This window comes from Pseudomonas sp. GW823-FHT01D03, from assembly GCF_058798255.1.
On sequence record NZ_JBXAKK010000001.1, the window covers coordinates 47,146 to 73,075 of the forward strand.

Sequence of the window (25,930 nt, forward strand, 5' to 3'; positions counted from 1 at the left end):
CAACTTCATGGACGCTCGCTATGACTCTCACAGAATTACGCTACATCGTTACCCTCGCCCAAGAGCAGCACTTCGGCCACGCCGCCGAGCGTTGCCACGTCAGTCAGCCGACCCTGTCGGTGGGCGTGAAAAAACTTGAAGACGAACTCGGTGTGCTGATTTTCGAGCGCAGCAAAAGCGCCGTGCGCCTGACTCCGGTCGGCGAAGGCATCGTCGCCCAGGCGCAGAAAGTCCTCGAGCAGGCGCAAGGCATCCGTGAACTGGCCCAGGCCGGCAAGAACCAGCTGACCGCGCCGCTGAAAGTCGGCGCGATCTACACCGTCGGGCCGTACCTGTTCCCGCACCTGATTCCGCAACTGCACCGGGTCGCCCCGCAGATGCCGTTGTACATCGAAGAAAACTTCACCCACGTGCTGCGCGACAAACTGCGCAACGGCGAGCTCGACGCAATCATCATCGCCCTGCCGTTCAACGAAGCCGACGTGCTGACCCTGCCGCTGTACGACGAGCCCTTCTACGTCCTGATGCCGGCCCAGCACCCGTGGACGCAAAAAGAATCCATCGACCCGGGCCTGCTCAACGACAAGAGCCTGCTGCTGCTCGGCGAAGGCCACTGCTTCCGCGATCAGGTGCTCGAGGCCTGCCCGACCCTGACCAAGGGCAACGACGGCGCCAAGCACACCACGGTGGAATCCAGCTCGCTGGAGACCATCCGCCACATGGTCGCGTCCGGTCTGGGCATTTCTATCCTGCCGCTGTCGGCGGTGGACAGCCACCACTACGCCCCGGGCGTGATCGAAGTGCGCCCACTGTCGGCGCCGGTGCCGTTCCGCACCGTGGCGATTGCCTGGCGTGCGAGCTTCCCGCGGCCGAAAGCCATCGAGATCCTCGCCGACTCCGTTCGCCTGTGCTCGGTGGCCAAGCCCGCCGCACCGGTCACGGCCGGTTAAGCCAGGGTCATGACCGAGCTGTCGCAAGTGTCGGTGACGGCACTCAAGGGTGTCGGCGAAGCCATGGCCGAGAAGCTGGCCAAGGTCGGCCTGGAAAATCTCCAGGACGTGCTGTTTCACCTGCCGCTGCGTTATCAGGATCGCACCCGCGTGGTGCCGATCGGCCACCTGCGCCCGGGCCAGGACGCCGTGGTCGAAGGCACCGTCAGCGGTGCCGACGTGGTCATGGGCCGGCGTCGCAGCCTGGTGGTGCGCATGCAGGACGGCACCGGCGGGCTGAGCCTACGCTTCTACCATTTCAGCAATGCGCAGAAAGAAGGCCTCAAGCGCGGCACGCGGATTCGCTGCTACGGCGAAGTACGGCCCGGCGCCTCGGGGCTGGAAATCTACCACCCGGAATACCGCGCCATCACCGGTGACGAACCGCCGCCGGTGGACGAAACCCTGACCCCGGTCTACCCGCTCACCGAAGGCCTGACCCAACAGCGCCTGCGCCAGTTGTGCATGCAGACCCTGACCCTGCTCAAGCCGAACACCCTGCCCGACTGGCTGCCGACCGAACTGGCCCGCGACTACCAACTGGCGCCGCTGGCCGACGCGATACGCTACCTGCACAACCCGCCCGCCGATGCCGACGTCGATGAGCTGGCCCTCGGTCATCATTGGGCCCAGCATCGCCTGGCCTTCGAAGAACTGCTGACCCATCAACTGTCGCAACAGCGTCTGCGCGAGAGCATGCGTTCACTGCGCGCGCCAGCGATGCCGAAGGCGAAAAAGCTGCCACCGAAATACCTCGCCAACCTCGGCTTCAACCCGACCGGTGCGCAACAGCGGGTCGGCAACGAAATCGCCTACGACCTCAGCCAGCACGAACCGATGCTGCGGCTGATTCAGGGCGACGTCGGCGCGGGTAAAACCGTGGTCGCCGCCCTCGCAGCACTGCAAGCGCTGGAGGCCGGTTATCAGGTTGCGCTGATGGCGCCGACCGAGATTCTGGCCGAACAACACTTCATCACCTTCAAGCGCTGGCTCGAACCGCTGGGCATCGACGTCGCGTGGCTGGCCGGCAAGCTCAAGGGCAAGAATCGCGTCGCCGCACTGGAACAGATCGCCAGCGGCACGCCGATGGTGGTCGGCACCCACGCGCTGTTCCAGGACGAAGTGCAATTCAAGAATCTGGCGCTGGTGATCATCGACGAGCAACACCGCTTCGGCGTGCAGCAGCGTCTGGCGCTGCGGCAGAAAGGCGTCGGCGGGCGCATGTGTCCGCATCAACTGATCATGACCGCCACGCCGATTCCCCGGACGCTGGCGATGAGCGCCTACGCCGACCTCGACACCTCGATCCTCGACGAACTGCCGCCCGGTCGCACCCCGGTCAACACCGTGCTGGTCACCGACACCCGCCGTGTCGAAGTCATCGAACGGGTGCGCAGCGCCTGCGCCGAAGGGCGTCAGGCCTATTGGGTGTGCACCCTGATCGAAGAGTCGGAAGAGCTGACCTGTCAGGCCGCCGAAACCACCTTCGAAGACCTCACCGCCGCCCTCGGCGAGCTGAAAGTCGGGCTGATCCACGGGCGCATGAAGCCTGCCGAAAAAGCCGCGGTCATGGCTGAATTCAAGGCCGGCAACCTGCAACTGCTGGTCGCCACCACGGTGATCGAAGTCGGCGTCGACGTGCCCAACGCCAGCCTGATGATCATTGAAAACCCCGAGCGCCTCGGCCTTGCACAATTGCACCAGTTGCGCGGTCGCGTTGGCCGGGGCAGCGCGGTCAGCCATTGCGTGCTGCTCTACCATCCGCCGCTGTCGCAGATCGGCCGCCAGCGCCTGGGCATCATGCGCGAGACCAACGACGGCTTCGTCATTGCCGAAAAAGACCTCGAACTGCGCGGCCCCGGCGAAATGCTCGGCACGCGTCAGACCGGTCTGCTGCAATTCAAGGTCGCCGACCTGATGCGCGACGCCGACCTGCTGCCCGCCGTGCGCGATGCCGCGCAAGCGCTGCTGGAACGCTGGCCGACGCACGTCAGCCCATTGCTCGACCGCTGGTTGCGCCACGGGCAGCAATACGGCCAAGTGTGAGCACCGTCGCAGTTTGTGCAGGATCGTTCCTACAGAGCTGGTTATACTCCTGCCATTGTTTCAAAAACGGATACAGACCATGACTGACGCAGCTCTCGCCCCCGAACTCCCGCACGCGCCGTCTGTAATTCGGCTGCTGCTCGGCAAGCTGGGGATCGCCTACGAAGAAGTGCTCGACCACCACGGCCTCAATGCTTCGCGCAAGGTACAAGCCGTGTTGCTGGACGATGCCGTCGGCGCGCTGATGGTGCTGTTTCCGCAGAGCCAGTTGCTGGACCTCAATCGCCTCGCCGAACTCACTGGCCGACGCCTGACCGCCGTGTCCACCGAGCGCCTGGAAAAGATGCTCGGCAAACACAGCCTGAGCCTGCTGCCGGGCCTGCCGGCGCTGACCAGTTCGCCGTGCCTCTACGAAGAAAGCCTGCTGCGCGAGCCGAAGCTGCTGATCAACTCCGGCGAGCCGGGCCTGCTGCTGGAAATCACCAGCGAAGCCTTCAAGAGCATGCTGACCAAGGCCAGCGCCGCCAACTTCGGCGAAGCCCTGAGCAGCATCCGCCCGAACCTCGACCGCCCGGACGATGACCGCGAGGAAATCACCCAGGCCGTACAGGCGTTCACCGCACGCCGGATTCAGCAACGTCTGGAAGCGACCATCGAGATTCCGCCGCTGGCCGAAACCGCGCAAAAAATCATCAAGCTGCGCGTCGACCCCAACGCCACCATCGACGACATCACCGGCGTGGTCGAAACCGACCCGGCGCTGGCTGCACAAGTTGTCAGTTGGGCGGCGTCGCCGTATTACGCTTCGCCGGGCAAGATCCGTTCGGTAGAAGATGCGATCGTTCGCGTGCTCGGTTTCGATCTGGTGATCAACCTCGCCCTGGGCCTGGCCCTCGGCAAGACCCTGAGCCTGCCGAAAGACCACCCGCAACACACCACGCCGTACTGGCAGCAATCGATCTACACCGCCGCCGTCATCGAAGGCCTGACCCGCGCCATGCCGCGCGCCCAGCGCCCGGAAGCCGGCCTGACCTATCTGGCCGGTCTGCTGCACAACTTTGGCTACCTGCTGCTGGCCCACGTGTTCCCGCCGCACTTCTCGCTGATCTGCCGCCACCTGGAGGTCAACCCGCACCTGTGCCACAGCTACATCGAGCAGCACCTGCTGGGCATCAGCCGCGAACAGATCGGCTCGTGGCTGATGCGCTACTGGGACATGCCCGATGAACTGGCCACCGCCCTGCGCTTCCAGCACGACCCAAGCTACGACGGCGCCTACGCCGAATACCCGAACCTCGTCTGCCTGGCCGTACGCCTGCTGCGCAGCCGCGGCATCGGCTCCGGCCCCGACGAAGACATCCCCGACGCCCTGCTCGACCGCGTCGGCCTGACCCGCGACAAGGCCAACGACGTGGTCAGCAAAGTGCTTGAGGCTGAAGTCCTGCTGCGTGAGCTGGCTTCGCAATTCAGCCAGGCTTGAAAACTTCGCGAGCAAGCTCGCTCCCACAAGGTTTCGGTGACCTCCTGTGGGAGCGAGCTTGCTCGCGAAGAATCCACCCCAATCTACCTGACTCAACACAACCTTTGTGGCGAGGGAGCTTGCTCCCGCTCGACTGCGCAGCAGTCGCAAATCCAGCCAACAAGGCATGCCTGACACAACAACGCCTCAGGGTTCAGGGCCGCTCCGCAGCCCAGCGGGAGCAAGCTCCCTCGCCACAACAGCCCTTCCACTCAAGCCTTCGGCTTCGCCTTCCTCGGCTTCAAATACTTCATCAATCCCTGAAACCACATCACCAGCGCCGGATTCCCCTTCAGCTGAATCGACTTGTCCTGAATCCCCTGCATAAACGCCAGCTGCTTGTTCTTCGCCTGCATCGTGGCAAAGGCATAACCCGCATCCTTGAACGCAATCGCAAACGCCGGCTCCGCCACCACGCCAGACTTGCTGGTGATGCGCTGATTCTTCACCACGAAATGCCGCGCCACTTTCCCGTCCAGCGTCTGCAGCTGAAACACCAGATCCTTGTCCCCCAACTGCTGCTGGAACGCAGGATTGGTCCGGCTGGCCTTACCCATCAACAAACCCATCATCCACAGAAGAAAACGAAATTTCATGCGCACAGCCTCAAAAGGAAAATGAACGGCCGGGGCAGTGTAAGGGATTCAGACGATAACGCCACTATCGGCCGCTATTGGAAGATGATGCAGACCATTTCCCGCACGATGACCGCCAAGTCACACTTCTGCACCCACCGTCCTACACCTGTTGAAACACATCCCTGTAGGAGCTGCCGAAGGCTGCGATCTTTTGATCTTCCGGCCTGCAAACCTATGGGAAATTTCCTGCAAAGCGTGGTGTTGTGCGTGAACTAGGCAGAATGAGGGTTCATCGATAGCCTCAATAGGTCACCACGAATTGGTGATACGGACGTGCAAGTCCGGCGGGAGTCCACATTGGTTATGGCAATTCGCCGAGCGTTTTCCTATGCTCGCGGATCGTTATGGCTGCTGTGTATGGGAGGCCTTAGGGTCTGCCGGGTGACTCCACCGGTCTTGCACACCTATGCACAGCTGCCACCACTTTCGAAGTGCGAGCGAAACGGTGTCGGCTCCTGAAACTGGAGTAAGACCGAATGATCAAACCAACACCCAATCCCCCCGAAACCCCAGACATATCGCCCTACGAATCGCTGGAATCCAAGAAATTCCACGAAGCCGCCGAACGCGCCCTCGACCACCATTTCAAACCGCGCACCGAATCCCAACCCAAACGCGAAACCGGCCTCTTCAGCCTCACCCCCGGCACCGACGCCGAAGCCCTGATGGCCAACGCCTCCGAAGACCTCCTGTCCATCAGCGCCATCGCCTGCGACCTCGCCGACGACCTCCACGGCTCCCGCCGCTCGGTAGCACTGGCCCTGAGCAGAATGGCGGATGGGGTGCGATTGATGGTGGAAGGGACGCTCGACCACATTGAAGTGCGGAATCTTGCGACCAAGTCGTAGCGGAATTTGCGGATGAAAAAAAGGGGACGTTAAGTCCCCTTTCTCAATGATCCCCGGCTCACCACTGACAGCCTGTTTCTGGCGAAGCGTTCTTTAGCGGTTCATGGGTAATTGAAAACGCATCCTCACCGCGCAGTAGGCGATGTCTTCACGCAACAGACGGCCAGCCATCTCACAATGCCCTTCTGCGTACTTCTTCCAAAGCGGATCATCGAACTCATCCCCTCCCAGTCGCTCAATGGCGGCCGCTAAATTTCTCTCACGATCCTTCCCCGCAATCGCAGATGCGGATTTGTAAAAGCCATCTAGCGATAAGCCCGTCTGCAGGGCAATCAACTCTCCCAACCGGGCATTGGTCGTTTGTACCAGACACCCAAGCCTTTCGATTGGCGCCTCAGCGCCCGGCAAAGCGGATTGATAAAGCTCCTCGCAAAACGACTCTTTGAAACGCACCCAGTTCTTTTGCACATCTCTCAGATGGCTCTGCTCCGCAGGAGCCAAACTCGTCAGCGCTTTTTTATATTGCTCGTTCAACACAGCATCGACCTTCTCGAAGGTTTGCTGCCCGCAAATGATCAAGTCTGGGTTGGAAAAGCTGTCTGGGTTACACGTCTCTACCGCAAGCGCCGTCGAGGAGGCTGCCAATACCAAGCAGCCGAGCAGAATCGAAAATCCTTTCACGCTATAACTCCTTCATTACCAATATGCCCAATGCCCAGTTATTGAGTGATTTTTTGGCGATCGTGGACATACAGCCAGCTCAACGGCGGCAATAGCACGAGCAACGCAAAACCATCGAGCCACAGGTGCGACCAGACCTGCCGTTGCACTGAAAGCCACATGTCCTGCGGCGCCCATAACAGGATGCCGGCGATCAACCAGCCCCACACCATCGGGGCTTTCGAGCGATTGCCGATGTGCACCAGCGCGAGCATGTACAACGAATAGCTTTGCAGCGTCGCGCCGAACAGCGCGAGCCACCAGACCTGCTGCTCATGGCCGGCGGCGGGTACCGCATCGGCGCCCCAGAATGCGAGTTCGAGATTGTGCAGGTAGTGGTCGAGTAAACCGGAGTGACCGGCCCACGTCAGGTTGATGCCGGCGAGTATGTGCACGATTGCGGCGGCGTATAGCCAGAGCACTAACGCGGGGCGAAGCGAGTTCGAGGGAGCTGGCATTCCGTGTCCTGAGCGCATTCCTTGGGGATGAGGAGTTTAAAGGAAAATGGAGGGACGCCAGCCGCTCAAGTACTAAACATTTTGCGGTAACGGATTCAGGCTCAGGGCGCCCGAAAATGCATCAAATATCACCCCGAACTTCAAATGCAGTGACTGGCCTTGACCGGCTCAGTGCCCTGCGACCCCAATCGCTTCACACTGTCGATGCCCAACTGATCACCTTTGTCAGCCGCCATCTGATAACAGGCTAGCGCTCGGGACACATCCTTCGCTCCCAACTCGCCCCCCTCAAAGCTGGAAGCCAGATAAGTCATCGCATCTGTGGAACCCATGGTAATAGCTCGAATGACCTGTTCTTCTGCCTGCTTGGGATGAAGGCAAGGGCCGTTATAGTCAGTGGAGTTTCCCGAACAAAGAAACGTGGCATAGCCCAGCGCACCACTTGGTATTTTCGAGGCCGTTTTGAACAACGCCTCTACCTTAGGGGTTTCCAACTGAGACGCCATCTGCGAAAGACTCAAGCGTGCCGCCGACAAGCTCGCCTTCGCATCACCCGACTCCGCAGCACATACATAATTTTCCAGCGACGCCTCAATCAACTCCGCAGTCAGCGGATATTGCTCAAGAAATCCCAGCCCTCCTAAAGCTTCAGCACGTTGTTCACAGAAATTCTCTGCGCGGCTCATTCCAGGATTACGTGTTGCGACAAGATCCTTCTCACTGATCGACCAATCCTCAATCCCCTCAAGCACCCAGCACGCCTGACGAGAGAAGTTGAAAATCTTGATATTGCTGTTGCCCGTCCGTTTATCCACCACGTTGACGTGACTGTCATCGACCTCTTCGATCTCGACCCCTGGTGTCTTTCCGGGTGTGATTGCTGCCATCAGCGGGTAGGTGAAATTGGCTCCACCGACACCCGAGGTTGAAGGCTCAAAGGTACTTCGATCCTTTCCCACCACCGGTTTCAGCACCAGCGACTTGACCGTCATCGCAGTGAGGCGGCGTTGTGATTCGCTGTTGGCGGAAAATGCTGTCAGGAAAGCAGGGAACTCCTCCGAAGGACAGGCGCCGTTGGCCGGCGCTGTCGACGCGTTCTTGTCGGATGCAAGCGCAGGGACGATCTTGTCCAGATACGCCGAGCGCTCACGACTCATTCTGGCGATGCACGAGTTAACCGCGTAAACATGCGCTGGCATGCCTGTCTCGATCTCGAACGCCTCCAACGGACAGTTCGCATCGCGTAATTTCAGCCACGCACGTTGCGACTCCTTGACCTTCGCCGCGTACTCCGCGCCCAACGCCGGATCTGCTTGATAGTCAGACTTAAGCCGCGACATCAACTGCTTGTAGCTGACATTCAACTGCGCATCGGCAGCCTTCTTCGCCGCCTCCGAACAGGGCACCATTTCCAGGCTTGAGGTGACATGGCTGCAGTCGTCCTGCGCATAGGCCGCTGAAACGGACAGTAGTAGTGCGGCCAACAGCGTAAAAACAAAGCGGTTCACTGTGTTCATCCTTGAGTCATTCAGGCTTTGCGTTCGGCGAGCCGGGGCCAAACCACGTTCACGCATAATAAAGAGTAGCCTGCCCTATTAAACGCAAAACATTGGCAGCCATCGCTATTTAGCGCCATTTATTTTCTTGATATAAGATTTTATCAACGCTGCATTGACATAAAGAAAATTTTGCTCCTCACCTTCTTGATATCCTTCCATCCCACTCAGATTCTTATCAAATCGGACAAGCTTATTCACAGCCAATTTATTGTCCGCACTTTTTTCATACCCATAAACTTGATAAAGGGTCCCGTACGTTCCAATTCCTCTGCTCGTAATTTCCCAAGAAACCAAAACAAGCACATTTTTCTTACCCTTAACTGGATAAAAGAAAATCGACTCAATTTTTGGATCTGACCCAGCCACATCGTATTTATCGACAAGACTTCTATTCTTTTTATTGTCGACCCCAACAACATCCAGAACCAGAGAAACAGGAAATTCCTCGCTCGTCGTCTGCAGGAATGATAATTCACCGCCATTTACGACGTCAGTTCTAAACGGTCCTTGGATTACCGTTCCCTGAAGATAGTCTACATCTTGCGCACTGCTGGAGTTTGCCAGAAGGAAAACAAAAGCAAACATAAATACACGGAGCATAGCAGAACGACCTCTTAGTTAATGTTCATAAGTGCAGCGAGTGCTTGAAACCTACTGTTCCTGTCCGCATATCCATTTTGGCCGCTATTCATTATTTGGGGAAATTGGGAAATTGGGGACAGACCACGTTTTTCGGATACTACTAAAAGGTGGTCTGGCCCTATTTCACTCCAATGGAAATGGGCTCACTTGATTTGGCGTACTTCACAAAACCACCGGACCATTTGCTGGCTTCGTCATAGTAGGTACGGAGTTCGAACTTTACCGGGCTCGATTGGGATAGTTCGAAGCAAAGTGATTCGGTGGTGACTGCGCTTTGAGCGCCTAAAGGAAATAGCGCAAAAACGAGAAAGAAAAGTTTATGCATGCACATCCAAGTCGTCGCTTTCGCGCGAATGCTCTGGCTTGTCCGTTTCAACGTCTGCTCTTGTCCGGTGCCAAAGCCAATTGGCGAGCACGCTCTATCGTCGCGCGAATTAGGCAGGCATCGGACCACTCACCGAAAACAGATTTATGCGATTTCGGGTCGGCCTGGCACTCCGCATCTCGAAATTTCATCCAGGCTCTTTGAGTTTCCCTCAGTGCTTTCTGACCGCTTTCGTCCAGCCGACTCATACGATCCCGATATACAGAGTTCAACAATGCATCCGCGTCAGGAACCATCAGATCAAGAACACCATTTCCCGAGGGAAACCACTCAACGTCCGCCAATGCCTGTTCGCTTTCATTGTTCCAATTATAGAGGCCGTTTTCTTCGATCTTCAGTGTGGCGGATCGCTGATGGTGATTCGTCGGATCACTCTCGCTGACCTCCGAGCGATAAACAATTTCCAAATAGATAGGGTCGGTTGTTCGCTGAGGATCATTCAATAGCGTTTGCCGAACAATGGCCCGTTGCTTTTTGCTCTCAGTGATCTCTATCGAAAAGCACGGATCCGGCCCAGGACGTTCTGCGGACGCCTTCCTCTCCAGGCATTGATTACGAACCGCCATGGAAGGGCTATCCGAACCGCCACCTACATCAACGACTCTGACAAGCAACCGGACTTCCGGATCCTTGGAAAAGTCGGCCTGAAGGATGGTGGCAATCATCGTGCCCTCAGCCATGACCACAGGCGACAGTATTGAAAGTAAAATAATGAGACTGAATCTGAAAATCTGCATTCCTTGGCGTCCGTAAAAAAGTCAGTGACCCGTTCAATTCTGAACGGGTTTGCGACAGAAAATAGAGTCAGAGCCGACAAACGGGCCAGATCTATTTAAGTTCTCAACCAAATTCAAAGCGGTCGAGCACAAAAAATAAATCCGGCTCCTTTACCAGAACAGATCCATTAAAGCCCCGTAGCAAACGTCCCATCAAACAATATAGTTTCCAAGGCCTAGTCATGACCCGTGAGCCTTAACAGAAGGAGAGTAGTCTGCAACTTCTTCTATTACTGCGTTGTAGCACGCTGCCTAACCCGATCAGGAACCTTGGCTTGCTTGCCATTCTCGCTCATGAGATCGGTGTATACCTTATAGTTCTTTCCTGCGGATGCTTTATCACCCGCCTCCCAATAAGCATCTGCGAGATTAAGATAGGCAACTGTCCGCTTCGGATTTTCTGAAATAACTTTTTTCAAGAGCCAAATTGCGTCGGTATTGAAGCCTGCTTGCTGCCAAAAAAATGCTACGTCATTGAAAACTTGTTGGCTGGCAGAAGAGTAACCATACTCACCAATGTAGCGTTCAATAAAATCACGTTTCGGAAAGCCAGAAAATCTTGCTTTATCCTTATAAAGGCGCGACGTGGCGTTTTTGAACTCGACCAAAAGTTCTTCTTTTATATTTTTCTCAACACCAGAGACCATTTCTATCTTACTCAGACATTCACCGCTTTCACATTTCTGCGCTTCATCATGTTCAAGCACTGAATAGCAATATGGTTGTGGTTGCCCCGCAGAGCCAGGACCTTTCTGTAGATACACCAGACTTTCACCACTTGCATTAATTGGTTGGCAATAAGGAACCACACCGAAAGCGTCAGGTACTCCGGATTTATTCTTGATAATATCCACGCCACTTACGATCTTGCTCGCATCAAGTATTTGCACTTTTCCGTCAGCACTCAAAATCCAGAAGGTGTTTTCCTGAGAGCTACAGTCACATTCACAGCTCAATATATAACTCTGGCTCCTGATATCAAACTTCGCCTTTGGAACGCCATCAGAACCACAGAAGTTCTCAGAAATAGCCACTGAGCAAATATTGGTATCAGGATCGCATGCCAGCTTTTTCCCTTCGCTCCACGCTGGAGACGAAAAAAAAATCAAAATAATAAACCAGCGAAATTTAAAGCTCACAGATGTCGCCCTCTACGATTATTCCGTAATTGCCATTTTCTCGCGTGGCAGTATTGCCACTCATTGTAGCGGTATACTTTTGCCCCTGAATGATTCCCATCCGGCGACTGAAGGCATCGGCCCTATACGCCTCTGAGGCTTTTTCCGCTCGTTTTTTACAGACAAAAATCAGTAGCTCTTTTTGGGTAGTAATATTAGCACTAGGGAACTCGGTTCTAATAAGCTGCTCCGCCTTCGCGAGATGATTTTGCTGAACACACAAGTCGTATAGCGCACAGTAAGTACGCAGTTGAATTTTCACCATCAGATTCGGTGCCAATTCGCGCATCAACTTGATACAAGACATCACATTCTCATTATATTTCGCCGCATGATTCAGCTGAATTTTTTGAAACGCTTCGACCTCGCCAAGCTTCTTGAAAGCCGATTTCCATCCTGCATTGTTGCTGGCGATTACTCCCGTCGCCCAACTCATTTGGGCGGCGGTATTCGCAGAGTTCAACGAATTTATCAGTGTCTGGAAATTCATGTTGGCACCAAAACATCCGTCAAACGTGGCTTGATCTGCTCCACGCATCTCCAGCAGAACTGGCCCTAACGTGCCCTGCCCGAAGTTCCACTGAATAACACCGAAAGACATACCTTGACCATCGAAATTACCGGCCAGTGCCTCATAATCCAACTTGCTCTTTCCTTCGTATCCGGAGGAAACCAATAGTGCGATTTCTTTGGCCTTGTTGAGTGGAATGCAAACGGCCGACAGCGCATTCGCTACAAAGGCAATCGAATGGAAATGCCATATCAAGTCGGTACTGATAGCAGCCTTTTCTTTCAGTTCATCCCAAAACACATAGCTGCTGATCCTTTCTTTCTCATGCTTCAGTGTCTTCGGGGCGTGCTCAAGCTCAGTATCAAGCCGGCTCCATTTTGGAGCATCTGCTTTCGCTTTCCACTCCGTCGGATGATGTGCAACCAGCTTGGACCATTGCGACCGCGTATCAGGGTTTTTCAACGCCTCGGCCAACTCGGCCGGATCCACGTCGCCGCTCTGGTCTTTATCGACCTTCGTGAACAGATCCTGAAAGAACGCAGGCATGTCCTTCGGATCGAGAAACCCGTCCGCTGTCGCATTGGTTTCTTCGACGATCTGAAACCCCAGCTTTTCCCAATCATGCTGAGTGATAATTTGTGCGCCCACTTTCTTGACTAAACCATTGACGGCCTGAGCATTGTCAGTAACGGTCACATCGTAGTAATCGTCGGTACCCACCTTGATGACCGGCGTCTTGTTCAAATCAACTGCATGTTCCTTTTTCAGCACCGTACTGTCTGTCGCAGGTGCTTTTTTCTTCAGATCGCTTCCGGCTGGCAAGTACAGGTATTGCTTGCCGATCTTCAGACCAGCCGTATTCTTGAGGAAGTCTTTTACGTCTGCTTCAGCAGTGAATATCTCGACGTGCACTTGATACTTACTCGCTACACCGCCATCTTCGCCGGTCAGGTTTTCAGTCAATCCCAGGTAGCCAATCGGATCTCCAGCCTTGATTCCAATGCTTGCGGACTCCACAGAGTCAAAGCTGCTCGGGATTACATCCCAAGCAACAAAGTCGTTTTCCACAATTGCCCAGAAGCTGGGAGGAAGGTTTCCACCCCCAGCCAAGCTACCGCTGCTCGTACATTTCGCCATTCGACGAATTGTCCCTGCAACATTGAGGTTCAGTACCTCTTTGCTTTCAAATTCCACCGAACTTTGAGGGTTAAGTTGCAGCGAGCCAATCTTATCACCGGCATTCTGCCCATTTTGGGCAGAGATAGGACCCTGATAAAGATCCAATCTTGTCAACGCGGTTCCTTTCACCTTACCTTGCCAATATTTTGGCTTTAAACGCTCCGGGATCGGGTCTGCCAGCCATATACGTGCGGGTTTGGAGTTTTTGTAGGGTTCTCCGTCTTTCAAGTATGCGAACCAAACCTCTTTGCCAGTCTCGCGAACTTTGTGGCCGCTTTTTTTCACGCTACCTGACAGGATTTTCCCTTTCGCATAGGTAACGATGCCTAGGGCCTTTTGATCCAGTATTTCAAGTTTGGTCCCCGCAACGAGCTTGCCAACGTTCTGAACGCTACTGGATTCAGGGAAATCGTCGTAAGCGTTGAAGTCACTTACCTTCATGGTCACTTGAGGCTTCGGAGTTTCTTCCTCAGTCAGCGGATAACGCTTGAAGGGCAGAAGGTGCATGTACAAGCTGTAGAAATTCAGCTTGTTTTGCTTGCCTTTATTCGGTCCTTCTTCTGGGTTTGGCGCAGATTTGTACTCATGTCGCACCAAACAAAACGAGTTGGAATACTGCAGTTTTTTCTCATTTTCGCCGAACGTAGATTCTAGATAGTCTTCGTTAAGCCGATAGGCCACAACCTCGCCGTCAGCCATGCAGCGGATCGGTTCGTTCAAGATGCATTGAGGGGCACTGGCATTGCTAATGTGAATACCACCATGCCAGAACTTATTACTGCCCAAGAGATAGTGGCCCGATGTTTCTTTTTCTAGTGCTTTATATATTTCGTCGGCGCTCTCGAATTGCTTCCCGTCCGCCTTTCTGAACGGGTATTGAAAACTCATGAGCGGTGATCCTGCCGGAGCCGGGGTCGCTGCAGGCGCCGGAGCAGGAGCAGGCGTCGGTTGCGCACCGGTCCTGTACTCCGCCTTCGGCCGGAGGTACTTGTTCGGCATCGGCCAGTAGCCGCTACCCGCACCGTACTTTGCGGACTTTGGCCCGGTCGAACTCTGCGAGCCGAAAAAATTCCCCTTGACCCGGTTAGCGTCCATGTCCTCAATCACGCCGGTATGGTGCATTCCTGTCCATAGCGCGATATCACCCGGCTGAACGCTGTCGAGGGCAATGAACTCGAAATGCGTGGTGTCTGTCGCAAGTTGACTTGTAGTGCGGTAAGGGATGTCATACCCCGCATCACGGAGCATTAGATTTAGTAAGTGGGAACAATCAATTTCCTTCCGACCATTACCGTCTTCGTCCGCAGATCCGCCCTTACCATAGCCGTATTCGTATCCGCTGTAAGGGTATTTGGCGCGCTGTTCAAGTAGACCCGTGCTCATTGATAGCATCCTGCTTTAAAGGCAATGAATTGAATTATTTGCGGTAATGCCTTGGGTGCTTAGTCGTTCGACGCCTCTAGCACCTGCCTCATTGCCTTTCTTGTCGGCCTCCCGATAACACGCCATCGCCCGAGCCAAATCACTAGGGATGATTGCGCCGGCTTCATAGGCGCCGCCTAGTTGAATCAATGCACTCGGGGAACCGAGCCGGGCAGAGCTTACAAGAGCCCCCAATGACTTTTCTGGATTTACACAGGCTCGCTTCTCTTCGTAATTGCCTTCATCGCAATAGAAGTCAGCAAGGGCAATCCCTGCTTCAGGTACGCTCTTGGCAGCTGACTCCAGTAGTTGAAGGATCTTTACGTTTTCCAACCGTGGAGCTTGACCTGAAAGGCTGATCCCCGCCGCTGCAAAGGCAGCCTCTGCGGAGCCTTGGTCTGCCCCATGTAAATAACTATTCAGAGCAGAAATGTACAATTGACTGGAAGAAGAGGACTCGGTATCGATACCCAGCTGGTTATACATCGCCCCTCTTTTTAGTGCGCGCTCACCCGGTGAAGCCTTTAAGTTCGGGTATTGAGCATCAAGTACAGCCTCAAGCGACCAGTCTTCAGCACGGGTCAATACCCAACAGTCGTTATGTTTGAAAGTGAAGATATTCAGCACTTCACCATTGTGATCGCGAACAACTAAATGGTTCGGCAGTTGGACTTGTATGCTTAACCCGGACTTCGCGATGTTATCGGGAGCAAGCATCACCAACGATTGAAGGTCCAACAACCTCGAATTTCGCCCCACCACTCGCGGCTTTGACTCGGTGGAGACTACCTTTTGCTCGATCACGGGCGAGGCGATAAACGCTTGCTGGACCTCAGGCTTGGACGAGAACTCTTTTACGAAATCTGCGAAGTTGTCACTCGGGCATTGCACGGTGCTCGATTGCGCCGCAAAGGCTCCTGAACACAACCCGAACGCTAGCAGCGCCAGACATTGCAGCTTGAATTGACGCACTCGATTGTTCTTTGTCATCACGAACTCATCACTCAGAAAACACAAAAAAAGCCTTCGGCTTAACCTTCTCAGGCGGCGCATTCAACAACGCCTGATCCATCAAACTCCCCGCCTTATCCTTATCCGCAGCCCCCGGCAGCACCGGCGGTTTAATCCCGATCCCGGTGCCATTCCCCGGCGAGCCCCCGGCGTTGATCTTCACCACCGGCCCAACCACGGTCACACCACCGCCATCGAGCTTGATGAAACTGCCGCCGCCGAGAATCGTCAGCTCCGTCCCCGCCTCGATAACAATCTTGTCCCCAGCCTTAAGGTGAATCTCTTTCCCCACGCTGGTCAGCTGCGCCGTGCCCAGCTTCACATGCTGGTTCTGCCCAACCGTGAGGTGATCATCCAGCTTCGCTTCAACCTTGCGGTCGGAAATAGTCGTGCGGTGTTCTTCAGCCTTGAGTTCGGTGTAAGTGTTCTTCACCACCGTGTCATGACGTTCATTACCGACGCGAATCTTCTGGTCGTGCTCGATGTTTTCGTCCCAATCACGCTGGGCGTGGATGTAGATCTGCTCCGCACCTTTCTTGTCTTCAATGCGCAGTTCGTTATAACCGCCGCCCGGGGAGCTGAGGGTTTTGAAGACGCTGCGGGTTTTGTTGGCCGGCAGTGCGTAAGGCACCGGGTTTTCCTTGTGGTACAGGCAGCCGGTGACGAGGGGTTGGTCGGGGTCGCCTTCGAGGAAGGTGACGAGGACTTCCATGCCGATGCGCGGAATGCTGATCGCACCGTAGCGGTCGCCGGCCCAGGAGCTGGAGACGCGCAGCCAGCAGCTGGTTTTGTCATCGGCCAGGCCTTCGCGGTCCCAGTGGAACTGGACTTTGATGCGGCCGTATTGGTCGCAGTGGATTTCTTCGCCTTTGGGGCCGGTGACCATGGCGGTCTGGCTGCCGAGCACGCGCGGTTTCGGGTGTTCGAGGGCCGGGCGGTAGAACACGTCCCACGGGGTGGCGAGGAAGGTGTTGCGGTAGCCCTGGTGGAAGTCGTCCTTGTTGTCGGTGGTGTCGCTGGTCACGCCTTCTTCGAGGACTTGCGGCTGTTTGCCTTCGTGGAAGATTTCGGTGAGCAGCCACAGGTCGTTCCATTCGCTGCGCGGGTGGTCGGACATGGCCATGAAGTGGCCGCTGACCAGTTTGGTCTGGTCGCCGCGACCTTCGGCCTGGCGGTAGTCGGCGCGATGGCGTTCGAGGGCGCGCTGGCTGAGGAACTTGCCGCGCGCACGGTCGATGAAGCGGCCCGGGTAGTCGTAGTCTTCCAGATCCGGTTCAGTGCTCTCGCCATCCGGTTTGTACGCCGCTTCCATTTGCAGGCGCGGTTTTTCGAAGTCGTAATCGCGGCGCGTGGTGCGGCTGGTGCGGGTTTCCAGGCGCAGTTTGAAACCTTTGATCACCGGTTCTTCGGCGACCATGCCGCTGCCCTGTATGTAGGCGGTCGGCTGGCCGAGGTCGGGGAACACGGTCTGGTCGTCGCCGAACACCAACAGGTGGCCCTTGTCGCTGTGCTGGAAGTGGTAGTGAATACCCTCCTCTTCGCACAGGCGCTGGACGAAGTGCAGATCGGTTTCGTCGTACTGCACGCAGTAGTCGCGATCCGGGCACGGCTGGCTCAGTTGGAAGCTGTAAGCGTTGCCCTTGATCCCGTGTTCGTCGAGGATCAGCGCGATGATTTTCGGCGCCGACATCTGCTGGTAGATGCGTTGGTTGGTGCGGTGATGCAGGTATTGCAGTTGCGGCACCAGCGAGACCTTGTAGCGGGTCAGGCGCTTGCCGGCATCACCCTGGGCGACGCGGTAGATCTGCCCGTGAATGCCTGAGCCCTGTGGATCGAATGCGAGAAACGCCTGCTTGTGCAGGAGTTTTTCCAGGTCCAGATCGGGGTTTTCGCTGACCAGTTCGAGGTCGAAGCGATACGGCTGGCTGATGCCTTCGGTACCGGTGAACGACAGCACTTGCAGGTCGCCCACGTAGTCTTCGACCTTGAGGCTGAAGTGGGTTTCGTTAGCTGGGTTGAACATAAAGCGCTCCCTGTTCGAATGTCGTCCGTTACGCCCGAAGTCGCAACCGTTGCAGCCAGGACGAAGTGGCGCCCAAGGCGTCACGCAATTGGTCGGCAGTGATGGTGCGTTCTGCCGCGTTGAAGCTCAGCGCGGTTCGCAGCGCTGGCCAGCCGTGTTTCGGTAAGTTCGCCGGGGCTCGCAGCTCGCGCTCCAGGTGCTCGTCGCGGGCCTGGGTCGAGGGCAAGCGGCGGAACGGGTGTTTGCCGCTCGCCAGTTCATAGATCACGCAGGCCACGCCGTACACGTCCGCGCTGGCCGACAACGGTTGGCCCTCAAGCAGTTCGGGGGCGGCGTAGCCCGGGGTCCAGGCGTTGAAACGCTCGCGACTCAGGTGCGGCAGGCCGGGCAACACGCCCTCGTCTGCCTGACCGAGACCGAAGTCGAACAGGCGCAGGCCGTCTTCGCTGAGCATGACATTGCTCGGTTTCATGTCACCGTGCAGCACGCCGCGACGGTGGGCGTAGGCCAGCGTATCGAGCAGCGGCAGCGCGATGTCACGCGTTTCTTTCCACGGCAGGCCGAGGGGCCGCTCGCAGAGCAATTTGTCCAGGGTCAGGCCACGCATGTATTCCATGGTGATGAAGGCCCGCTGGCAATCGGTGTCGACTTCAAAGGTGTGTGCACGCACGACGTTGTCGTGGCGCAGGCGTCGGGTCAGGGCGAACTCGCTGTAGAGCAAGGCACTGGCGTCCGGCGATTCGGCAAATTCTTCGCTGAGGATTTTCAGCGCAATGTAAGGGTCGGGATCGCCGAACTGCTCGTGCAGCAGATCTCGCGCCCGGTAGACCGCACCCATGCCGCCCGCCCCGAGCAGACGCTCGAGGTGGTAGCGGCCGGCGAGTACGTCCGGGAGTGCACCGATGCTGGCCTTGGTCGGCGCCAGCAACGGCTCGGCGTTGTTTGCCTTGGCGAAGGCGAAGTAGGTCAGGTTGCTGGCCTGCTCTTCGCTCATCAGCAAGTCATCGACTGAGGATGCGATTTCAGTCATTGGCGGATCACCACGGCAGTCAGGTTGTCCCGGGCGGCGCCACGCAGGGCGCCGTCGAACAGACGTTCCAGCGCCACATGTGGCGCGCTGAGGCTGAGGGCGTTGCCGAGGGCATCGCTGCTCAGTCCTTGGTACAAACCATCGCTGCACAGCAAAAACGCATCGCCCGGATAGACCTCGAGTTCGAGGACATCCAGGGTCAGTGTTTCGGCGGCGCCGACGGCTCGGGTCAACGCCTGAGCCGCCGGGTGCGCTGCCGCCTGTTCGACGCTCATCTGTTGCTCATCGATCAGTTGCTGTTGCAGCGAATGATCCTTGGACAGCTGATACAGCCGCTGCCCGCGCCACATGTAACAACGGCTGTCGCCGGCCCAGATGCAGGCCGCGCGATTGCCCTCCACCAGCAGCGCCACGACGGTGCTGCCCATGATGCTGTCGTGACGCCCGGCGGTGACCGTCAACTCCTGCCCCAAACGCCGATTCAGCCAGTGCAGGCACTGGCGGATGGCTTTGAGGCGCTCGTCGAAGTCCTCGTGTTGCGGCAGTTCAGCCAGGCTGGCGACGATCAACTGGCTGGCGATGTCGCCACCCTGATGACCGCCCATGCCGTCCGCGACCACCCACAGCCCCTGCTGTGGCGAGTCGAGGAAGGCATCTTCGTTGCGCGCCCGCACCTTGCCCGGGTCGGTACGCGCCGCGCTGCGCCAGGGACTGGCCACCAGCATCAGAGCTGCACCGGCATACGGAAGGTGCGCAGCACGCCCATGTCGAACGGGTTCGGCGTGCGCTGGCTGGTCAGCAGGTAGTTGGCGCGCAGGCCACCCACGTCGGCTTTCAGCACCAGCACGTCGCGACCGGTGAGGTACTCGGTCTGCATCAGGTCGAACAGACGGAACAGCGACCATGGGCCGGAGTTCTTCTCGATACCGATCGGGCGCCCGGCCATCTTGTCCATCACCAGGCTGGTGCGACCGTCTTCAGCATCGGTCGGCCACTTGAACGTCATCGGCAGGATCGGACCGTGGCGATATTCCATGGTCTTGTCGCCGAACTTGAACTCGGAACGGCTGACGGCCGGATCGAGGGTGTACGGCTCCAGTTTGAACTGCACGGTCGGCTCGGCCGGGTTGATCGAGAAGAAGCTCTGGCGAATGGTCAGGGCTGCTGCCATCTGGTCGAGATACATCTTCGATACCGGCAGGCTGTGACCGTCGACGCTGCGCATCCGGTAGTTGCCCGGATCACCGCTGACGAACGGACGCATGTAGCTGTCGAAGAAGCGGTCGACGGTACCTTGAGCCCGGAAGAACTCGCGGAAATCGCTGATCGCCACGTCGCTGGTGCTGCTGGCGCTGAACGGATAACGCTTGCTGATGGTCTTGCCATACACGCTGTACAGCTCGTTCTGATAACGGCCGTTCAGGTATTGGTAAGCGTCGTTGAGCACCAGGCGCCACGAGTCTTCGGCCAGCACGTTGAACCACACGCTCAGCGGACGCGGTAGGCGACCCGAGGCCGCACGCAGATTGGTCAGCGCATCACGCTGGCCGCTCATGCGGGTTTTCGCCATTTCGAACGCGGCTTGTTCCGGCGTACTGGAACGGGCCAGACCGGACAGTTGCAGTTGCAGGTCGTTGAGCGCGCTGATGGCCGGGGTCAGGTCAGCGGCCGGGCCGTTGTTGTCATCCAGCAAACGGTGCAGCGGCTCGAAGCGGCGTTGCAGCGACTTCTTCGCGGTGTCCGGCAGGCTTTTCGCCACGGCCATCGCCGAAGCCTTGTCCGCCACGGCAGACGCCAGTTTGCCGACCTTGCCCAGTTTGCCCTTCTGCCCAGCCAGTGCATCGGCGGCGTCACCGGCTTCATCCACCGGATCGGCAGCAGCCGGGAAGCGTGTGTTCTCGCGCACTTCAGTGAGCAATGCCAGCACTGGCGAGTTGGCCGAAGTCAGGCCCGCCAGTTGCTCGGCGCCTTCACCGGCGTCGCTGATCGGCGGCAAGGCCACCTGGCCAACAGCCTCGCTCCAGTAGTTGGCGTAGTCGCGGAAGTACAGTTGCTCCAGCTCGACCATCAGGCGACGCAAGTCCATGTCGCTGATGCCCGCACCTTCGCCCAGCACCCAGTTGTCACGCAGGATGTCAGTGACCAGCGCCGAACCCTGCACCGAGAAATACTGCTGATAACCCTGCTGGGTATAGAACCCCGGGATCACGTATTCGGTGCCGATGAACAGCGAGCCTTGCGGGCCGAGGTGTTGGCTGAAACGGTATTCCGGCAGGTTGCGCGCCTGCTCGCGGAGCATGCGGTAGACCACGGTGGCCAGCGATTCGGCGCGCAGCACCTGACGTGCCTGAGTCACCAGTTGATCGTTCAGCGGGTAGATGAACGGCTGCTTCAGCAGGCGCTCAAGGTGCGTGTTCAGACCGTTCTGCACTGCGGTGTTGCCGGTGTAGCGCTGCGACCAGTCAGTGGCGACCCAGTCCTTGAGCCACGCCGCGTCACGACGGTCTTTCATGTTCAGCATCAGGTACGCACGCAGGCTGTTGAGCAGCTTGTCGCGGTCCTTCATGTTGGCGCGAATCTGCCCTTCGAGCATCGTCGCGACCCGTGGCAGCAACTGCGCTTCGAGCTCATGCTCGTAGGCTTGCTTGACCACCGGGTTGACGTCTTCGCCCTGATACAGACCGCCACGCTCGTGGTACGAGACGTCGCCCTTCTTCGGGAACACCTGAGTCGCGGCGTGGCTTGTATCGAGGGTTTTCAGCACGCCCATCGCATCATCGCGCGGGGTCAGCGCCGAACGCTGCTGAGTCCAGTTCTGCGCCAGTGTGCGCAGGTTTTCCAGACGCTCATAGTTGGCCGAGAAACCACCGGCCCAGAGCATGCCGAACAGCGCCAGTGCCGCCAGTGCGCCAACGTACAGCGCACGCTGGCCCCAATGGATGCGGCTGCGCTCGCGTTTGTCGAGGCCGGCCAGATCCGACTCGGGGAAAATCACCCGACTGAACAGATGATGGATGAAGCGCGAACGGCCACTGCGCAGGGTCGGCAGCACACCGGCATTCATGCCGAGGTTGGCGCCGATTCCGGCGGTGGTTGCGTCCATTTCCTGCGTCAGGTGCGGAGCACTGGTCAGGTAGAAACCACGCAGCAGCGACGCGCGCTGGTAGCGGTTGCCGGTGAACGCCATGTCGACGAACAGACACAGACGCTCGCCGATCTGCCCCAGTTGATGTGGGAAGTCGAGGATGCGGCCACGGCGCTGGGTATCGCGCTCGGAGTGCATGCGCATGATCACCTGATTGTTCAGGCGCCGCAGCAGCTCTTCGAATTCGCCGCGCAGGACTGCGACGTCGGTGCCGACCTGATCCTTGCGGAAACTGGTACCCAGCACCTGATCGCTTTCTTCGCGGGTCAGTTGATCGAAGAACTCGTCGAAACCGAGCAGCTTGTCCGCCTTGCTCAGCACCAGATACACCGGCACGTCGACGTGCAGTTTCTGATAGACGTCTTGCAGGCGACCGCGCACCTGGCGCGCCAGGGTGTCGATGTCCTGCTCGCTGCCACCGATCAGGGATTCCACCGGAATGGTCACCAGCACACCGTTCAACGGACGCCCGCGACGACGCTTGCGCAGCAGTTCGAGCAAGGTGGTCCAGGCACTGCCGTCGACTTCTGCGTCCGGCTGGGTGGTGTAGCGCCCGGCGGTGTCGATCAGCACACCGTGATCGGCGAAGTACCAGTCGCAATGACGGGTGCCGAGGGTGTCACGGGTCAGCTTGCGGTCGATCTTGTTGATCGGGAATTCCAGCCCGGAGAAGTCCAGCAGACTGGTCTTGCCGGAAGCCTGCGGACCGATCAGCAGGTACCACGGCAAGTCGTTGCGCCAGCGTTCGCTGCGGCCGCGATACAGGCTCGAAGTCTTCAGGGTTTTCAGCGCGTCCTTGAAGCGCGCCTTCAACTCTTTCTGCTCTTCTTCGATCAGTTCGTCGCGACGGATGCGATCCTGACCGTCCTCGGTTTCTTCGATGGCTTTCTTGCGGATGCCCGCGCGCCAGCTGACGAAGACCATGGTCAGGCCCCAGATCAGGAACAGCACGCTGATGGTCAGCAGACGCGAGGTCGCGCTTTCCCAGAACTTGTAGTCATCCACCGCCAACAACGGGCCGACGAACCACACCAGCAATGCCACGAACAGCACCAGCAGCAGGGTCCAGACCCAGGTCTGGCGCAGGAAGGCGCCGACTTTCTTGAAAAAATTTTTCATCACACGTCCCTGTTACGGCTGCGACTGCGGTTGAACCGCGGCCGGATCAAGCGGCTGATAAGGTTGCAGAACGGTGTCGCGCTGTTCGCCCAGGACCCAGGCGAAGCCCGAATACATCACCACCAGGCAGACCAACGTGAACAGCACCACCATCCACGCCGGCACGATGCGCACCAGGTTGCGGCGCTGATCGTTGAGGCCTTCCCAGTGCGGCGACAACTCGCGCGGCACGTCGCCACGCAACTGACGGATCTGCCGGTACAGGGCGTCGCGGATGCCTTCGAGTTCGAGCATGCCGCGTGCTTGTACGCGGTACTTGCCCTCGAAGCCGAGGGACAGGCACAGGTACATCAGCTCAAGCATCGGCAGGTGCTTGACCGGGTTCTTCGACAACCGATCAAGCAGCTGGAAGAACTTCTCGCCACCGAAGGTTTCGTTGTGGAAGCTGCTGAGCAGGCTCATCTGCGACCACTCGCTTTCGTTGCCCCACGGCGTGGTCACCACAGCTTCGTCGACCACGGTGCAGAGCACGTAACGGGCAGCCATCACCTGGCTGCTTTCGGCGCCGTTGTGCAACGCGCGCACTTCAAACAGCTTGAGCCCGGCGGTCAGGCGCTCGTTGAGCGCGTAGAGGTCTTCGCGGGTTTCGCTGTGCTTGAGGCGCACCACTTCCGAGAGCAGTTCGGACGACGCCGCCACCAGCGAATTCAGGCTGATGTTGAACGCTTCCGCAGGACGCAGGCGCGCGGCGTAGATCATCCGCTCTTCCAGTTGCTCGAAACGCGGCGGCGCGGCGAAGTCGGTCAGCGGACTGGCTGCCGGTCCGTGGCCCTGACGATCGAGCAGGACGGTTTTGTCGTCCTGGTTGTAATCCGTTTCCTTGATCATGGCGGTCAGTTCCTGATGGCCCAGAATTTCAGTTCAAGCTCGGCGAATTCGCCGGACACGTGGAACGCGAAGCCGCCGGAGCGCTCGAGTTGCGCCAGGTCTTCGGAACTGAGTTCGAGGATGAAGTAGGTTTTGTTCGAGTGGAACGCGATCTGCCGCGGGGCCACCGGCAACGGTTTGACCTTGATCCCCGGCAGGTGCAGGTTGACCAGTTGGCGGATGCGTTCCACCGGGCCGACCTTGAGGTGCGCCGGCAAGCGGTGGCGCAGTTCTTCGGAGTCGCAGTTGGCACTTGCCGCCAGCACGAACGACGCCGAGCCGAGCAGTTTGTGGTCGTGCAACGGCGACACGATGATGCCGTACTGACGCGCTTGCAGGATCAGCTCGATGGCGTGCTGTTCGAGCACCATCGACAGCACCTGACGAATCGCTTCCATCAGTTTGCGGAAGCTCGCGCCCTGATCGGCGTGGGAATAGCGGCTGTCCAGACGCGGGCGCTTGCTGTCGCTGGAGAAGGTCGCCAGATCGCCGAGCATGGTCAGCAGCGTGCGGTACAACTCTTCCGGGTGCACCTGCTCCAGACCGAGGTAGTGGCGCAGCAGCAGTTCGGTACGGTTGATCAGTTGCAGCATCATGAAGTCGCCGACTTCCGCACCGCCGACCTTGCCGTTGGAGCGAATCCGCTCGGCAATCGTGTCGCCACGGTGGTTGAGCATGCTGATGACTTCTTTGAGGCACGACAGCAGATAGCTGGACGCATGGGCCTGGATGTAGGTCGGCACGAAATCCGGGTCGAGGCTGATCACGCCGTCCGGCGTGGTGTCGAGCACGTCGCAGATCTTCAACTTCACGTAGGCCTGATCGCTCTGCTGCTCGCCGAGCAACAGTTTGAAATCCGGGCGACCACAGCTGACCTGACTGGCGGAATCGTCGCCGGCGTTGGAGTCGGCCACTTCGGCGTCGTACGCGGTGTAACGCGCGAGCACGTCGGACTGCTCCGGGCGGCGCGCTTCGATGTGGTTACCGGTGACCAACGGCAGCGCCAGGTAAATCGGCGTGTTACCGGTGTTCGGCGGCACGTCCAGCGCCAGCGGCTCGGTGTTGCCACCGAGTTCGAACAGGCTGCCGTCCGGCAGGATCCCCGAGGCGGCACTGATCACCAGTTTGCCCATGTTGAGGAACTGCAGGTCGATCTCCAGATTGAGGAAACCCCAGGTGTAGCCACCCAGCAACTGGGTGCGGGTTTTCATCTGGTGATCGTAGTAGCGATCGTTGTGCTGGAAGTGCTGCGGCCGCAGCAACATGCCTTCCTGCCAAATGACTTTATGGGTATTCATGTTCAGTCATCCGCCTTGGCGAGCGCTTCATGGGTGTTGCGGATCCCGGCCTGATCGAGGGTCAGATCGGCCTCGGTCAGCTCCAGCGGGGTGACCTGAACGGTGTAGCGCCACTTGGTTTCCGGCAGATCGCGGTACGCAGCGAGGACGCCGACGTAGCGGCTGCCCTCCTCCACGCTGAGTTTCATTTCCACGGTTTCACCCGGGCGCAGTTCGAGTTCTTCGCTGGCCACCAGATCCGGGTTGAGGGATTCCTTGGCGCGCTCGTAGAGGCTGAAGAAATCAGCGTTCTCGAAGGTCACCGGGTGCTTGAGTTCGAACAGGCGCACCACGATCGGCGAAGGACGGCCGTTGAGGTCCGGGTTGAGCTGATCGCTGCCGGTCAGCTTCAGGTTGATCTTGGTCACTTTCGAGTACGGCGACAGCGACGAGCAACCGGCGAGCAGCACCAGCACGGTGAGCGCAGTCAGCGTCTTGAAAAAAGCGGTCGAGCGGCGAGACATGCGC

Annotated in this window: 20 protein-coding genes; 4 read left to right on the forward strand and 16 right to left on the reverse strand. The window is 58.0% G+C overall.

Features of this window, described 5'->3' with window-relative positions; all coding sequences use genetic code 11:
- The first annotated feature begins 20 nt into the window (after positions 1-20).
- The 3 genes from AC1RBR_RS00245 to AC1RBR_RS00255 all read left to right on the forward strand — a co-directional run bounded on the left by AC1RBR_RS00245 (position 21) and on the right by AC1RBR_RS00255 (position 4,515).
- Entirely contained in the window at positions 21-950 is a 930-nt protein-coding gene (locus AC1RBR_RS00245) for a hydrogen peroxide-inducible genes activator (protein ID WP_007962352.1), read from the forward strand.
- Positions 951-959: 9 nt separating this feature from the next.
- On the forward strand, positions 960-3,035 hold the full coding sequence (gene recG / locus AC1RBR_RS00250; protein ID WP_027610400.1) for an ATP-dependent DNA helicase RecG: 2,076 nt from the start codon (positions 960-962) through the stop codon (positions 3,033-3,035).
- Positions 3,036-3,114: 79 nt separating this feature from the next.
- Positions 3,115-4,515: an aminoacyl-tRNA deacylase and HDOD domain-containing protein gene (locus AC1RBR_RS00255; RefSeq protein ID WP_198758392.1), complete on the forward strand. Its 1,401-nt coding sequence runs from the start codon at positions 3,115-3,117 to the stop codon at positions 4,513-4,515.
- 251 nt (positions 4,516-4,766) lie between these two features.
- On the opposite strand, the gene AC1RBR_RS00260 is transcribed toward AC1RBR_RS00255, so the two are convergent.
- A complete protein-coding gene (locus AC1RBR_RS00260; protein WP_047596805.1) occupies positions 4,767-5,150 on the reverse strand; it encodes a helicase in 384 nt (127 codons plus the stop codon).
- A gap of 518 nt (positions 5,151-5,668) precedes the next feature.
- On the opposite strand from AC1RBR_RS00260, the gene AC1RBR_RS00265 reads away from it, so the two are divergent.
- Positions 5,669-6,040: a DUF6124 family protein gene (locus AC1RBR_RS00265; protein ID WP_492562433.1), complete on the forward strand. Its 372-nt coding sequence runs from the start codon at positions 5,669-5,671 to the stop codon at positions 6,038-6,040.
- Between the two features lie 93 nt (positions 6,041-6,133).
- On the opposite strand, the gene AC1RBR_RS00270 is transcribed toward AC1RBR_RS00265, so the two are convergent.
- From AC1RBR_RS00270 to tssJ, 15 genes are all read right to left on the reverse strand, one after another.
- Positions 6,134-6,721: a lysozyme inhibitor LprI family protein gene (locus AC1RBR_RS00270; RefSeq protein WP_492562434.1), complete on the reverse strand. Its 588-nt coding sequence runs from the start codon at positions 6,719-6,721 to the stop codon at positions 6,134-6,136.
- 38 nt (positions 6,722-6,759) lie between these two features.
- A complete protein-coding gene (locus AC1RBR_RS00275) occupies positions 6,760-7,218 on the reverse strand; it encodes a cell division protein (protein WP_492562436.1) in 459 nt (152 codons plus the stop codon).
- 140 nt (positions 7,219-7,358) lie between these two features.
- Positions 7,359-8,726 carry a lysozyme inhibitor LprI family protein gene (locus AC1RBR_RS00280; RefSeq protein WP_492567209.1) on the reverse strand — a complete coding sequence of 456 codons (1,368 nt, stop codon included), beginning with the start codon at positions 8,724-8,726 and terminating at the stop codon, positions 7,359-7,361.
- A 114-nt stretch (positions 8,727-8,840) separates the two neighbouring features.
- Positions 8,841-9,377 carry a hypothetical protein gene (locus AC1RBR_RS00285; protein ID WP_492562438.1) on the reverse strand — a complete coding sequence of 179 codons (537 nt, stop codon included), beginning with the start codon at positions 9,375-9,377 and terminating at the stop codon, positions 8,841-8,843.
- 414 nt (positions 9,378-9,791) lie between these two features.
- The gene (locus AC1RBR_RS00290) at positions 9,792-10,541 is read right to left on the reverse strand and encodes a lysozyme inhibitor LprI family protein (RefSeq protein ID WP_443535289.1); all 750 of its coding nucleotides are present in this window, start codon (positions 10,539-10,541) and stop codon (positions 9,792-9,794) included.
- 269 nt (positions 10,542-10,810) lie between these two features.
- The gene (locus AC1RBR_RS00295) at positions 10,811-11,719 is read right to left on the reverse strand and encodes a tetratricopeptide repeat protein (protein ID WP_492562441.1); all 909 of its coding nucleotides are present in this window, start codon (positions 11,717-11,719) and stop codon (positions 10,811-10,813) included.
- Entirely contained in the window at positions 11,709-14,831 is a 3,123-nt protein-coding gene (locus AC1RBR_RS00300; RefSeq protein ID WP_492562443.1) for a hypothetical protein, read from the reverse strand. Before AC1RBR_RS00300 ends, AC1RBR_RS00295 begins: the two co-directional genes overlap by 11 nt.
- A gap of 15 nt (positions 14,832-14,846) precedes the next feature.
- Positions 14,847-15,860, reverse strand: coding sequence for an SEL1-like repeat protein (locus AC1RBR_RS00305; protein ID WP_492562444.1), 1,014 nt, complete (start codon positions 15,858-15,860; stop codon positions 14,847-14,849).
- A gap of 10 nt (positions 15,861-15,870) precedes the next feature.
- Positions 15,871-17,904 carry a type VI secretion system Vgr family protein gene (locus tag AC1RBR_RS00310; protein WP_492562445.1) on the reverse strand — a complete coding sequence of 678 codons (2,034 nt, stop codon included), beginning with the start codon at positions 17,902-17,904 and terminating at the stop codon, positions 15,871-15,873.
- A 28-nt stretch (positions 17,905-17,932) separates the two neighbouring features.
- A complete protein-coding gene (locus tag AC1RBR_RS00315; RefSeq protein ID WP_492562447.1) occupies positions 17,933-18,934 on the reverse strand; it encodes a serine/threonine-protein kinase in 1,002 nt (333 codons plus the stop codon).
- Positions 18,931-19,659, reverse strand: coding sequence for a PP2C family protein-serine/threonine phosphatase (locus AC1RBR_RS00320; protein WP_481396096.1), 729 nt, complete (start codon positions 19,657-19,659; stop codon positions 18,931-18,933). Before AC1RBR_RS00320 ends, AC1RBR_RS00315 begins: the two co-directional genes overlap by 4 nt.
- Positions 19,659-23,198, reverse strand: a complete 3,540-nt coding sequence (gene tssM, locus AC1RBR_RS00325) for a type VI secretion system membrane subunit TssM (protein ID WP_492562449.1) — start codon at positions 23,196-23,198, stop codon at positions 19,659-19,661. Before tssM ends, AC1RBR_RS00320 begins: the two co-directional genes overlap by 1 nt.
- Before the next feature lie 12 nt (positions 23,199-23,210).
- Positions 23,211-24,086 (reverse strand): type IVB secretion system protein IcmH/DotU, encoded by an 876-nt coding sequence (gene icmH, locus AC1RBR_RS00330; protein WP_003229559.1) that lies wholly within the window; start codon positions 24,084-24,086, stop codon positions 23,211-23,213.
- 5 nt (positions 24,087-24,091) lie between these two features.
- The gene (gene tssK / locus AC1RBR_RS00335; RefSeq protein ID WP_007962327.1) at positions 24,092-25,423 is read right to left on the reverse strand and encodes a type VI secretion system baseplate subunit TssK; all 1,332 of its coding nucleotides are present in this window, start codon (positions 25,421-25,423) and stop codon (positions 24,092-24,094) included.
- Between the two features lie 2 nt (positions 25,424-25,425).
- Positions 25,426-25,926: a type VI secretion system lipoprotein TssJ gene (gene tssJ / locus AC1RBR_RS00340; protein ID WP_007962325.1), complete on the reverse strand. Its 501-nt coding sequence runs from the start codon at positions 25,924-25,926 to the stop codon at positions 25,426-25,428.
- Positions 25,927-25,930: the final 4 nt, after the last annotated feature.

Coding starts and splice junctions, on each gene's coding strand:
- AC1RBR_RS00245 (WP_007962352.1), top strand. CDS start 21: ATGACTCTCACAGAATTACGCTACATCGTTACCCTCGCCCAAGAGCAG.
- recG (WP_027610400.1), top strand. CDS start 960: ATGACCGAGCTGTCGCAAGTGTCGGTGACGGCACTCAAGGGTGTCGGC.
- AC1RBR_RS00255 (WP_198758392.1), top strand. CDS start 3,115: ATGACTGACGCAGCTCTCGCCCCCGAACTCCCGCACGCGCCGTCTGTA.
- AC1RBR_RS00260 (WP_047596805.1), bottom strand. CDS start 5,150: ATGAAATTTCGTTTTCTTCTGTGGATGATGGGTTTGTTGATGGGTAAG.
- AC1RBR_RS00265 (WP_492562433.1), top strand. CDS start 5,669: ATGATCAAACCAACACCCAATCCCCCCGAAACCCCAGACATATCGCCC.
- AC1RBR_RS00275 (WP_492562436.1), bottom strand. CDS start 7,218: ATGCCAGCTCCCTCGAACTCGCTTCGCCCCGCGTTAGTGCTCTGGCTA.
- AC1RBR_RS00285 (WP_492562438.1), bottom strand. CDS start 9,377: ATGCTCCGTGTATTTATGTTTGCTTTTGTTTTCCTTCTGGCAAACTCC.
- AC1RBR_RS00290 (WP_443535289.1), bottom strand. CDS start 10,541: ATGCAGATTTTCAGATTCAGTCTCATTATTTTACTTTCAATACTGTCG.
- AC1RBR_RS00300 (WP_492562443.1), bottom strand. CDS start 14,831: ATGAGCACGGGTCTACTTGAACAGCGCGCCAAATACCCTTACAGCGGA.
- AC1RBR_RS00305 (WP_492562444.1), bottom strand. CDS start 15,860: ATGACAAAGAACAATCGAGTGCGTCAATTCAAGCTGCAATGTCTGGCG.
- AC1RBR_RS00310 (WP_492562445.1), bottom strand. CDS start 17,904: ATGTTCAACCCAGCTAACGAAACCCACTTCAGCCTCAAGGTCGAAGAC.
- AC1RBR_RS00315 (WP_492562447.1), bottom strand. CDS start 18,934: ATGACTGAAATCGCATCCTCAGTCGATGACTTGCTGATGAGCGAAGAG.
- AC1RBR_RS00320 (WP_481396096.1), bottom strand. CDS start 19,659: ATGCTGGTGGCCAGTCCCTGGCGCAGCGCGGCGCGTACCGACCCGGGC.
- tssM (WP_492562449.1), bottom strand. CDS start 23,198: ATGAAAAATTTTTTCAAGAAAGTCGGCGCCTTCCTGCGCCAGACCTGG.
- icmH (WP_003229559.1), bottom strand. CDS start 24,086: ATGATCAAGGAAACGGATTACAACCAGGACGACAAAACCGTCCTGCTC.
- tssK (WP_007962327.1), bottom strand. CDS start 25,423: ATGAATACCCATAAAGTCATTTGGCAGGAAGGCATGTTGCTGCGGCCG.
- tssJ (WP_007962325.1), bottom strand. CDS start 25,926: ATGTCTCGCCGCTCGACCGCTTTTTTCAAGACGCTGACTGCGCTCACC.